The organism is Pseudomonas sp. S1_G07 (assembly GCF_054668565.1).
The window spans coordinates 5,208,351-5,220,425 of record NZ_CP162778.1; the positions used below are offsets into that span (position 1 = coordinate 5,208,351).

9 protein-coding genes are annotated in these 12,075 nt (G+C 62.8%); 5 read left to right on the forward strand and 4 right to left on the reverse strand.

Annotated elements, in window-relative coordinates; genetic code table 11:
- Nucleotides 1-5 precede the first annotated feature (5 nt).
- Entirely contained in the window at nt 6-1,748 is a 1,743-nt protein-coding gene (locus tag AB4O05_RS23700; protein WP_460164808.1) for an NEL-type E3 ubiquitin ligase domain-containing protein, read from the reverse strand.
- Nucleotides 1,718-4,831, reverse strand: coding sequence for a dermonecrotic toxin domain-containing protein (locus AB4O05_RS23705; RefSeq protein WP_460164809.1), 3,114 nt, complete (start codon nt 4,829-4,831; stop codon nt 1,718-1,720). The genes AB4O05_RS23700 and AB4O05_RS23705 overlap by 31 nt, the downstream gene beginning before the upstream one ends.
- Nucleotides 4,832-5,322: 491 nt before the next feature.
- On the opposite strand from AB4O05_RS23705, the gene AB4O05_RS23710 reads away from it, so the two are divergent.
- The 4 genes from AB4O05_RS23710 to AB4O05_RS23725 all read left to right on the forward strand — a co-directional run bounded on the left by AB4O05_RS23710 (nt 5,323) and on the right by AB4O05_RS23725 (nt 10,432).
- Nucleotides 5,323-7,095 (forward strand): N-acetylglutaminylglutamine amidotransferase, encoded by a 1,773-nt coding sequence (locus AB4O05_RS23710; protein WP_460135001.1) that lies wholly within the window; start codon nt 5,323-5,325, stop codon nt 7,093-7,095.
- Between the two features lie 3 nt (nt 7,096-7,098).
- Nucleotides 7,099-8,868 (forward strand): N-acetylglutaminylglutamine synthetase, encoded by a 1,770-nt coding sequence (ngg, locus tag AB4O05_RS23715; RefSeq protein ID WP_460135000.1) that lies wholly within the window; start codon nt 7,099-7,101, stop codon nt 8,866-8,868.
- 77 nt (nt 8,869-8,945) lie between these two features.
- Complete coding sequence (locus AB4O05_RS23720) at nt 8,946-10,130, forward strand: osmoprotectant NAGGN system M42 family peptidase (protein WP_460134999.1); 1,185 nt, start codon at nt 8,946-8,948, stop codon at nt 10,128-10,130.
- A gap of 74 nt (nt 10,131-10,204) precedes the next feature.
- Nucleotides 10,205-10,432, forward strand: coding sequence for a YheU family protein (locus AB4O05_RS23725; protein WP_003236706.1), 228 nt, complete (start codon nt 10,205-10,207; stop codon nt 10,430-10,432).
- A 7-nt stretch (nt 10,433-10,439) separates the two neighbouring features.
- Here AB4O05_RS23725 and csrA read toward each other — a convergent pair whose 3' ends face one another.
- Complete coding sequence (gene csrA, locus AB4O05_RS23730; RefSeq protein ID WP_460134998.1) at nt 10,440-10,637, reverse strand: carbon storage regulator CsrA; 198 nt, start codon at nt 10,635-10,637, stop codon at nt 10,440-10,442.
- 127 nt (nt 10,638-10,764) lie between these two features.
- Nucleotides 10,765-11,580, reverse strand: a complete 816-nt coding sequence (locus AB4O05_RS23735; protein ID WP_460134997.1) for an SDR family oxidoreductase — start codon at nt 11,578-11,580, stop codon at nt 10,765-10,767.
- Nucleotides 11,581-11,911: 331 nt separating this feature from the next.
- Between AB4O05_RS23735 and AB4O05_RS23740 the strand changes: the two genes are divergently transcribed.
- Nucleotides 11,912-12,064: a DUF3309 family protein gene (locus tag AB4O05_RS23740; RefSeq protein ID WP_411392360.1), complete on the forward strand. Its 153-nt coding sequence runs from the start codon at nt 11,912-11,914 to the stop codon at nt 12,062-12,064.
- Nucleotides 12,065-12,075 lie beyond the last annotated feature (11 nt).

A 12,075-nucleotide genomic window follows, 5' to 3' on the forward strand; every position in this document is an offset into this window, starting at 1 on the left:
CGTGGTTATGGCAGCTCGCACACAGCCGATTTGTCGGCGTCCAGGGCTGCGCGGGTCAGGCGCTCGACCGTCACCTCCTCGGCCACCCGCTGCTCCCTGAGGATGCCATTCATACGGGTGCGGTAGGTTTCGCTGTCGAGGTCCAAGGCTTGATCGAACACCTCGCGCATCCGCGTATCGAACGGTTCGTTAAGGGTTTCGAAATGCGTGGCATGCACCTTCTTGAGGTAGCTCTGCCAGAACGGTAACTCGCCGAGAAACCGCAACAGTTCCGGCGTCAGCTCCGCAGCCTTGACCGAAGCTTCAGCGGCGCTCAACTGCGCCGTCGTGACGCCGCTCAAACGGGCATAACGCATATGCCGGGGTTGCCCCGGCAGGTAGAACTTGTCGGCCAGCCCGGTGCGATACGCCAAACTGACTTCCAATGGATCGGCGCCCGGATTGTCGAGGCTGTGGGAATGGGCGATGCTTTCCAGGCGGTCGAGCCGGTACAGGCCCCGGCCCAAGGCCAGCAACGACCTTGCGGTGAGGTGCCCGCCCTCGATCCGTTGGCTCGCATCGCTGATTTCCACCAGTATTTCCAGGCTGCTGAAGTTCAACGCGGCAGCGTCATCGCAGTTGATCGGAGTCGCGGCCCGTTCGAACACTTCAGTCGCCAGCTCGCCACGCTGGCCGGTGGCTTCAAGCACTCGCCAGATCCGTCGCGTCATGTCTTCGCGCACATGCTGGGTGTCCGCCGAACCACCCAGCTCGGCCAACAGCTTGAACAGGCCATCGCTGTCCGGGTCGTCGCGCAGCATCAGCCAGAGATCATTTTTTTGTGCATAGCCGGCTGTCCGTGGGTCTGGCATCCACAGTTCGCGGGCGGCCTGCTCGTTCAGGCGAGCAATGTCATCGTCAAAAAAGCCCAGGCCAGCCCCGGTCTGCCGGCGATAGTCAGTCACCTGCAAGACGGCCGAGGCCGACAACGGGTTGTGGCGCAGGTTGATCGCCTGGGTTTGCTGGCGAGGCGCCGAGAACAGCCACTCCGGCAATTGGCTGATGGTGTTCTGGCGCAGGTCGACGGTCTCCAGGAACGGCAAGCGCCATAGGCCTTCGGGAAAGGTATTGAGCCGGCAATCACGCAGAACCAAGCGGCGCAGGTCGAACAAGTGCTCGAGTGGCGGTGGATCGGCCAACGTATTACCAGCCAGGCTCAATACCCGCAGGTTGCGTAAATCGGCGAGTTTGGCGCGGGTGTATTGCGTCAGCTCAAGGCGATTGTTGTCCAGGTATAACGCTTCGAGGTGGGGCATGTGCGAGAGCGCCTCGGGCAGCCGCGTCAAGCGGTTACTGGACAGGTCCAGGGTTTTGAGCCCTTTGAAATGCTTGAGGAAATAGGCCGCTTCATCACCCACGTCCATATTTTTCATGCTCAAGTGGCGTACGTGATCAAAATTGACTACCGGCAGCAATGTCGGCAGCGGCCCTACCCGCATACCGTCGAGCACCAGGCGCGAATCTTCGCCCAGGCCGGTGAGGCGCCGCCAGCACTGCTCCAGTTGCTGCGCCACGCGCTTGCGACTCAGGCGCGCCTCTCCCAGCGGGTCGGGAATATTCATCAGTGCCGTCCTGTCGCTGGACCAGGCCTTGAGCGTGTGGTGCAACCTGTCATGGGAAAGCTGCAATAGCTTGACCACGTGGGCGCGGGCCAGATGATCGTCGCCCAAGCCTTCGATCAGGGTCGACGCCTGGGCATCGTCGAGCATGGGGTAGAGTTTTTTACCTTGCGGATCAGCTCGCGCGGCTGCAACTCCACCGCCGGCGGTGCGGCCTGCATGCAGCCGAGTTGCCAGGCGTGCAGCGGTTCGGGTGGTGGTTCACGCAAGTACCCGGCCACGTCGCCGCGCGCCTCGGCGACCAGCCAGCGCAGCTTGGACTGCAACTGCGCGGCGCCCTGCTCGCCTGTGGAGTAGAGCCCCAAACGGCTGCGCTGCAAGGCCGACAAGGTGCCCAGCAGCGCCTGGTAAAACCCTGAAGGCCCCGCCACCGGATCTTGCACTGCCTGCCCCTGTGCGTCGAAGAGCTGATAGCCGCGTTCGGACGTGACCACGGTATGCAACACACTGTTCGAAGCCACGCCGCTCTCGGCCAGCAAGGCGCCGTCCAGGCTCCCGGCCCGCACTTGCACATGGATTTCCCGCGGCCAGTGCGGCAGGCGCCCGAGCAGGCCAATCACCAGGCGCTGGGTCGAGGCCGTGGCCAATTGCGGTAAATACAGGCCCGCGACCGCGCGATCCTCTACCACCCTGCGCAGCGCCTGCCGCGCTTGCACATACAGGCGACGTGGAACGCGGCCGGTGCTGCGCAACAGCTGACGGTCAACGGACGAGGTCTCGGCCAACAGCTCCCTGGCCACGTCCGTCGGCAGCTGCCCAAAGCGTTTCTTGAGCAGGGCCACGCTGCCTTCGGGGGTCGAGTCATAGTCCTGGTAAAGCTGCTCGAACAGTGTCCGATAGTGGCGCTTGATGCCCGCCAGCAAACGCTCAGACAGCCGCTGTTGCGCGTGCTCGGGCTCGACGTCCGCCCCCAGCAGCGTCTCGCGCTCGTCCTCGTTCAGGGCATCCAGCAAGACAGAGGTCAATTGACCGTCCTTGAGTTGCTGTTCGCTGACATGGATGCTCAGGTCCTCGTAATCGAACGGGGCCGTCTCCGGGTGGCGTGCAATTAGCCCGCCCTGCCCATCCAGCAGCTCGAAAAAGCGCCCCCGGGGCCAGCCGTCCAGCAGCGGCAACGCCAGCATTTGCGCATGTGCGGTACTGGGTTGGCCCTGGCCGTGATAGTCCAGTTGCCAGACCAGGTCACGAATAACCTGGTCCAACCTCCAGCGCGCCACGCTGTCACGCAGGCGTGACGGCAATACCTGGTTTTGCTCGACGAGCAGCCGCAAATCAGGCAGCCGGCAGTGGGTGGCGGTAATGATTTCATCCAGCCGGCCATCCGGCAGCGAACTCACATCGGGCGACAGGCGTCCGAACACGTAGGTGGACGTGCGCCATTGATCCACCCGCTCGCCCTGGTGGCGCCAACCGCCGAAACCACTGTGCTCCACTGGCGGGCAGTACGCCGTGACACGCGAAGGATGCATCACGCGCCAGCGGCGGATGACCGGGTCGTGAAACACCCGATAGAACGCACCGTCGATAGCGATATAGGAATGCCCCTGGAATTGATAAACCCCTCGGTCACTGGGGGTCGCCAGCATCTCTGCGTCGGGGGCATGCCGATACGGGCGCAGGCTGCTGCGCCACAGGCGTTTCTCGGCATTGGGCAGTTGCACGGCTTCGAATTGCTCGAAAAAATCCGCGGTTGGCTCCGTCGTACGGTTGAACAACGAGCCCGCGACCTTGCCGGCCGCCGCAAAAAGCGCCATCGACGCGATACCTTCGGCCACATTCAACAGGTGCCCCAGGGCCTCGGTTTTACGCTGGTGGGTCCAGTCTTCAATACCCTCGTAGACTTCCGCCAGCAGTTGGCCGATGGCTACGCCCATCATCAACTGGCCCAGGCCCGGGGTGACAAACCCGGCGATATTGGCCAGGGTCAGGCCCACCTCCAGATACCGTTGAATCAAGGTCTTGCGGGCCTCTTCGTCGACCTCGGCGACGGGCACGGCCAGGACCAGGGCGTCCAGTTGCGCCTTGCCGACATAGGCATCGAAAAAACTTTGCGACACGCTGACGTTGACCGCCACGCCCTCCAGGCTCTCCACGGCCTGGCGTCGATCAAACCGCTGGAAAAAATCCGGGCGTTCGGACTCATCCAGGTAGCCTTTGAAAAACTCACGGTAAGCCGGTATCTGCAACTTCAAGGTGATGTAACCCTTGAAGGCTTCCAGCGTGTCGTACTCGAACCAGGGGCGCTCCGGCTCATTGGGCATGTACACCACGCAGCGACCGGTGGATAAACCTTTTCCCGTGTGGCCGGTAAACACCAGCACGCTCCACAGGCACGCCTGGTCCAGGTTCAGGCCGTGCCAGGTCATGGGAAGGCCGTCGATCAACAGATCGGCGATCGGGTGTGTATCGGCATTGCGCAAGAACAACGCGCGCAACAGCTCATACATCGCCTGGCTCACATGCCCCTTGGCCAGCGCGATATGCAGGTCGGCCCGCATGTCGATCAGTTTGAGCTGGCCGATGTCACTGGCCACTCCGTTATAGCGGCCGGCGGTCGATTGTTCGTCGGGCCCCGGCAAGTTGAACACCTCGCGCAAATGCCGCTGATAAGCGCTGCCCAGGTCCAGTTCGCGACAATACCGGACGAACTCGCCGGCACTGATTGACTCGGCGCGTTCACCGGTGGCGGCGCTGCGGATCATCGCGGTGATCGCCAGGCCACTATTGTGGGCCTGTGACACGCTGAAATTCTGCATCGCCGCCTGCAACAGGCTTTGCTTTTCGGTGGTGACCGTGACCAGCAGCGGCCCCGCGAGGTCGGGGTTGAGGTTGCTCAACGAACGGTGGGCCAGCTCCAGCAGGTCCTGCTTCACGTCCACGTGGCCAACGCCCTTGGACAGCAGAAACGCTTCCAGTCGTTCGGCGCAGAACCTATCCAGCGGCTCCAGCCTGTTCAGCGTGGCCTGGACCTTTTCGCGCAGCAGCGCGCTGTCCTGGTGCGCCTGCTCGAGTGCCGACAGCGTCTGCGCACCGGCCTCTACCAGCCACCCCGGCAAGGTATCCTGTAACGTCTGGGCCTTGTCCAGATCCTGGGTGACTTCCAGCAAAGCCTTGGGTAACTGTGCCCAGACCTCGGGGGTGAGCACTTCGCTCAACTTGCGTTCTTCGACCATGTAAACCCTCCTTGATGGTGCTTGATGAACACGTTCCACGATAAACCGAACGCCTCACCGGAAAGGTTTGAATAGCTGCTGGGAAGGCCCGCGGAGTGACCCGGATTTTGCGTGCCGAATCGACGTATCTAACGCCACGCCAACAACACCCAGGCCCGCAGTCCAAATGGCTAGGGCAGCGCCTTGGCGGTTGACCGTTGGTAACCTGCGGGCAAGTTTCAGGGAACGATCAAGCGCCAAAGGGACTCGTAAAAACCAGACTCCTTACGACGGCGCGCTCTGATCATGCTTTCGCGCCGCAGGGTACGGGCGCAGATCAGAGCAGTACGTCCGCTCCGAAACAGGGCCGCAGCGCTACTCGATGCTGCAAGTGATCAGTTCGCCAACACCGGTCGAGCTGAAAAGCCGGACACGTTGAACATCGGTACACCTACCCGTACCGACACTCAGCCGTAGCGCCGAGGCCCGGCCAAGACAAGGGCTTTAGCACCATGTGCGGATTAGCTGGCGAATTACGCTTTGATCAACAACCTGCCGACCTGGCAGCCGTGGAACGCATCACCCATCACCTTGCCCCGCGAGGCCCAGACGCCTGGGGTTTTCACGCCCAAGGGCCGATTGCCCTCGGCCATCGGCGCCTGAAAATCATGGACCTGTCGGACGGCTCCGCCCAACCGATGGTCGACGCCCAACTGGGCCTGTCCCTGGCCTTCAATGGCGCGATCTACAACTTCCCCGAACTGCGCACCGAGCTCGAAGCGCTGGGTTACGCCTTCTATTCCGGCGGGGATACCGAAGTGCTGCTCAAGGGCTATCATGCCTGGGGCGAAGCGCTGCTGCCCAAGCTCAATGGCATGTTCGCCTTTGCCATCTGGGAGCGTGATGCCCAACGCCTGTTCATCGCCCGTGACCGCCTGGGTGTGAAGCCGCTGTACCTGTCGCGCACCGGCCAGCGCCTGCGCTTTGCCTCGGCGTTGCCGGCGTTGCTCAAAGGCGGCGACATCAACCCGATCCTCGATCCAGTGGCGCTCAATCACTACCTGAATTTCCACGCCGTGGTGCCCGCGCCGCGCACCTTGCTGGCGGGTATCGAAAAGCTGCCACCGGCCAGTTGGATGCGCATCGATGCCGACGGCAAGACCGAACAGAAAACCTGGTGGCGCCTGCCCTACGGCCCGCGTGAAGATGAGCAGCACCTGACCCTGGAAGACTGGACCGACCGCGTGCTCGACAGCACCCGCGAAGCCGTGGCCATCCGCCAACGCGCGGCAGTGGATGTGGGCGTGCTGCTCTCCGGCGGTGTCGACTCGAGCATGCTCGTCGGCCTGCTGCGCGAAGTCGGTGTGCAAGACCTGTCGACCTTCTCCATCGGCTTTGAAGATGCCGGCGGCGAACGGGGCGACGAGTTCCAGTATTCGGACCTGATCGCCAAGCACTACGGCACCCGTCACCACCAATTGCGCATTGCCGAAAGCGAGATCATCGAACAGCTGCCGGCGGCGTTCCGTGCCATGAGCGAGCCGATGGTCAGCCACGACTGCATCGCCTTCTACCTGCTGTCGCGGGAAGTGGCCAAGCACTGCAAGGTGGTGCAAAGCGGCCAGGGCGCCGACGAGCTGTTCGCCGGTTACCACTGGTACCCGCAAGTGGACGGCGCCAGCGACCCGTATGCCGCGTACCGCGAAGCATTCTTCGACCGCAGCTACGATGACTACGCAGCCACCGTCGCGCCGAAATGGCTGACCGCCAATGACGCCGCCGGCGACTTCGTGCGCGAGCACTTCGCAATGCCGGGTGCCGATGCCGCCGTGGACAAGGCCCTGCGCCTGGACAGCACGGTGATGCTGGTGGACGACCCGGTCAAACGCGTCGACAACATGACCATGGCCTGGGGCCTGGAAGCTCGTACGCCATTCCTCGACTACCGCCTGGTGGAACTCTCGGCCCGCGTGCCCGGCAAGTTCAAGTTGCCCGACGGTGGCAAGCAGGTGCTCAAGGAAGCGGCGCGCCGGGTGATCCCCAGCGAAGTCATCGACCGCAAGAAAGGCTACTTCCCGGTGCCGGGGCTCAAGCATCTGCAGGGCGATACCTTGAACTGGGTGCGTGACCTGCTGCTGGACCCGAGCCAGGATCGTGGCCTGTTCAACCCGGCCATGCTCGACCGTTTGCTGACTGACCCGCAGGGCCAGTTGACTCCGCTGCGCGGCTCCAAGCTGTGGCAGCTGGCGGCGCTCAACCTGTGGCTCAGCGAACAAGGAATCTGATCCATGAAACCTAACGCCGCGGCCTACAGCCAACGCTTGCTCAAGGGCCAGGCGCCCACCTATGAGCGCCTGCAAGCCCGCCTGGCCGAAGACGGCAGCCCACTGGCCGCCGAACCGATTGCCGTGCATTGCGGCTGGGGCCGGCTGTTGATCGGCCATACCTTTCCCGACCCTGCCAGCCTTGCCCAGGAGCTGCTCAATGAGCAGCCCGGCGAGCGCGACATTGCCCTGTATGTGGCCGCCCCCCAGCAGATTCTGGGGATCGATCCGCAGCAGCTGTTCCTCGACCCCTCCGATACCCTGCGCCTGTGGTTCAGTGACTACCGCCCGGCCACCCGGGTGTTTCGCGGGTTTCGCATTCGCCGGGTACAGAGCGCGGCCGACTGGCTGGCGGTCAACCGGTTGTACCAGGGACGCGGGATGTTGCCCGTCGACGCCGAGCGCCTGACGCCTCGCCATGAAGGCGGCCCGGTGTACTGGCTGGCCGAGGACGAGGACAGCGGCGCGGTGATCGGCAGCGTGATGGGCCTCAACCATCCGAAAGCCTTTCACGACCCCGAAAACGGTTGCAGCCTGTGGTGCCTGGCGGTCGACCCGCAGTGCACGCGCCCCGGCGTGGGCGAAGTACTGGTGCGCCACCTGGTGGAGCACTTCATGAGCCGTGGCCTGAGCTACCTCGACCTGTCGGTGCTGCACGATAACCGCCAGGCCAAGAGCCTTTACGCCAAGCTGGGGTTCCGCGCCCTGACCACCTTTGCGATCAAACGCAAGAACGGCATCAACCAGCCGCTGTTTCTCGGCCCCGGCCCGCAGGCGGGGTTCAACCCCTACGCGCGCATCATCGTCGAGGAAGCCCACCGTCGAGGCATCGATGTGCAGGTGGACGACGCCGAAGCGGGCTTGTTCACCCTCAGCCACGGCGGGCGCCGCGTGCGTTGCCGCGAGTCGCTGAGCGACCTGACCAGCGCCATCAGCATGACCCTGTGCCAGGACAAAAGCCTGACCCACAAGGTGCTCAAGGCCGCCGGTTTGAACCTGCCGGCACAGCAGCGCGCAGGCAGCGCCGATGACAACCTGGAATTCCTCGACGAACACCAGCGCATCGTGGTCAAGCCGCTGGACGGCGAGCAGGGCCAGGGCGTGGCGGTGGACCTGCAGAGTATTGAAGAGGTGCAGCAGGCGATTGAAACGGCGCGGCAATTCGACAGCCGCGTGTTACTCGAAAGTTTCCATGAAGGCCTCGACCTGCGCATCCTGGTGATCGGCTTCGAAGTGGTCGCCGCGGCCATCCGCCGCCCGGCCGAAGTCACCGGCGACGGCCAGCATGCCATCGGTGCCTTGATCGAGGCACAGAGTCGTCGCCGCCAGGCCGCCACCGACGGCGAAAGCAAAATCCCCCTCGACGGCGAAACCGAGCGCACCCTGGCCGCCGCCGGCTACGACTACGACAGCATCCTGCCGCGAGGCCAGACCCTGGCCGTGCGCCGCACCGCCAACCTGCACACCGGCGGCTGCCTGGAGGACGTCACCGCAATCCTGCACCCGACCCTGGTGGACGCCGCCGTGCGCGCCGCCCGCGCCCTCGACATCCCCATGGTGGGCCTGGACCTGCTGGTATCCGCCGCCGACCAAGCCGAGTACGTGTTTATCGAAGCCAACGAACGGGCCGGCCTGGCCAATCATGACCCGCAGCCCACCGCTGAGAAGTTTGTGGATTTGTTGTTTCCGCACAGTGGAAAGCCTCAAGTTACAAGCTCCAAGCTTCAAGAGTAGAGCACTACCGGCAAGCCTCAGATACCGCGTTTAACTTGAAGCTTGCAGCTCAAAGCTTGCAACTACAGGAGACCTTTATGACCCGAACCATCCCCGAACCCGATCTCAATTACCTGCAAAAAGTGCTGCTGGAGATGCTCGCCATTCCCAGCCCCACCGGCTTTACCGACACGATCGTGCGTTATGTCGCCGAGCGCCTGGAAGAGCTGGGCATTCCGTTTGAAATGACCCGGCGCGGCACCATCCGTGCCACGCTCAAGGGCCAGAAAAACAGCCCCGACCGCGCGGTGTCGGCGCATCTGGACACCATCGGTGCCGCCGTGCGCGCGATCAAGGACAACGGCCGCCTGACCCTGGCGCCGGTGGGTTGCTGGTCGAGCCGGTTTGCCGAAGGCAGCCGCGTCAGCCTGTTCACCGACAACGGCGTGATTCGCGGCAGCGTGTTGCCACTGATGGCCTCCGGGCACGCGTTCAACACCGCCGTGGATGAAATGCCGGTGAGTTGGGACCACGTAGAACTGCGCCTGGACGCCTACTGCGCCACCCGTGCCGATTGCGACTCCCTGGGCATCAGCATCGGCGACTACGTGGCCTTCGACCCGTTGCCCGAGTTCACCGAGAGCGGGCATATCAGCGCGCGCCACCTGGACGACAAGGCCGGGGTGGCCGCCCTGCTCGCCGCGCTCAAGGCGATTATCGACAGCGGTGAACCCCTGCTGATCGACTGCCACCCGCTGTTCACCATCACCGAGGAAACCGGCAGTGGCGCAGCCGCCGCCCTACCCTGGGATGTGAGTGAGTTTGTCGGCATCGATATTGCCCCGGTCGCCCCCGGCCAGCACTCCAGCGAGCATGCGGTGAGCGTGGCGATGCAGGATTCCGGCGGGCCGTATGACTATCACCTGTCCCGGCACCTGCTGCGCCTGGCGGCGGATAACGACCTGCCGGTACGTCGTGACCTGTTCCGCTATTACTTCAGCGACGCCCATTCCGCCGTGACCGCCGGCCACGACATCCGCACCGCATTGCTGGCGTTTGGCTGCGACGCGACCCACGGCTACGAACGCACCCATATCGACAGCCTGGCGGCACTGAGTCGCCTGCTGGGCGCATATATCCTCAGCCCCCCGGTATTCGCCAGCGACGCGCAACCGGCCCAGGGTTCACTGGACCGCTTCAGCCATCAGATCGAGCACGAGACACAGATGGAGAGCGACACGCGCGTGCCATCGGTGGACAGCCTGATCGGTCAGAAGTCCTGACACTGGCAACCCCGAGACTGGTCACCAGGCCCCCGGCGCAGTAGCATCGCCGGGACCTGATACCCGAGGCTTGTATGCTGATTCCCTACGACGCACTTGAAGTCGACACCCTGACCCGTCTCATCGAAGACTTCGTGACCCGCGACGGCACCGACAATGGCGACGACACGCCCCTGGAAACCCGCGTACTGCGCGTGCGCCAGGCACTGACCAAAGGCCAGGCCCTGATCGTGTTCGACCCGGACAGCGAACAATGCCAGTTGATGCTCAAGCACGATGTGCCCAAGCATCTGTTTGACTGACGGTGAGTTAAGGGTGGGTGTCGGCTTGGGTGGGCGTGGCTTGCTGTTCAAGGATTTTCCGGTACACCTCGGCACGATGCACCCGCACCCCGGCTGGCGCCTGGATGCCGAACTTCACCTGGTTGCCGTTGACTTCAAGGATGTGCACGGTGATGTCATCGCCGATAGCGATGATTTCGCTCAAGGCGCGGCTTAAGACCAGCATGGCGGTTGTCCTTTTTACAATGAGGACCCCGACCATGCCCGCTGGGTGTGAGAGGCGGCAATGGCATGCGGTTAAATCAGGCAAAACCTACTTTCGACGGTAACTTACCTGACAGACCGCTGCCGAATCAGCCTTTGACGGCCTGAGCTTTGGCCCGCATTTTGTCTGCCATGCTGGCCATCTCGTCATAGAGCAGCTGCGGGTTCTTCTGTTTCAACGCCCAGGCCATGCGCCCTTGTTCATGGGGCAGGATCATGAATTCGCCCGCGGCAACCCGCTGATAAATGTAGTCGGCAATATCCGCCGCCGAAATCGGCGAACTCTCCAGCAACTTGCCCACCTGCGCCTTCATCGCCGGGGTTGGCCCACGGAAGGAGTCCAACAGGTTGGTCTGGAAGAACGACGGGCACACCACGTGCACCCCGACTTCCTGCTGCCGCAGCTCCACCAGCAGGCTCTCCGACAACGCCACCACACCGGCCTTGGCCACGTTGTAGTTGCTCATGGCCGGCCCTTGCATCAGCGCCGCCATGGACGCGATGTTGATGATGCGGCCCTTGCTCTTTTCCAGCAGCGGCAGGAACGCCTTGCAACCCTTGACCACGCCCATCAGGTTGATCGCGATCTGCCAGTCCCAGTCCTCCAGTGACAGTTCGGCAAAAAAGCCACCCGACGCCACGCCGGCATTGTTGACGATCACATCGATGCCACCCAACTTGACTTCGCAGGCCTGGGCAAACGCGGTGAGCTGGCTGTAATCACGCACATCGCAGCGCTGGATAAAACCATCGCCACCCGCCTCGCGCACCTGCTTGAGGGTTTCCTGCAAGCCCGGCTCACTGACGTCCGACAGGGCCAGCTGCCAGCCCTCGCGGGCCCAGCGCAGAGCGATTTCACGACCCAGGCCGGACCCGGCGCCAGTGATCATCATGCGATTTTGCATAGGAAGTAGCCTTGTGGTTCACAGGAGAAGTGAGCGGCAGTGTAGCGAAGGTTTTTCCTGGACCCACGCACCATCAGAGTGATGAATGCCCCAGGCAAACCGCGGGCCCGGTCGGATACTCGCGCTTCGGCCAAGTTCAATCTTTTTTCACTTGGGACGGTGCAATTGCACGCCGATCAAAAGAAATAAGCGACTGATCGAAATGCTTTAAAAAAACAGGGAATTTTATGCGAAACGCTACAGTCGGAGTTGTTAAGGCGCGCGTAATTAAAGTTACGGACCTACCGTTAAACCATCAGTCCTTGCACAAGGCCTATAAGGAAATAAAACCATGAGCCTCATTCTAATTATCATCCTGATCCTGCTGCTGGTCGGCGGTCTGCCAGTATTCCCGCACTCCCGCAGCTGGGGTTATGGCCCGTCGGGTATCCTCGGCGTGGTCTTGGTAGTCCTGCTGATTCTGCTGTTGCTCGGCAAGATATAACGCTGTTTGAT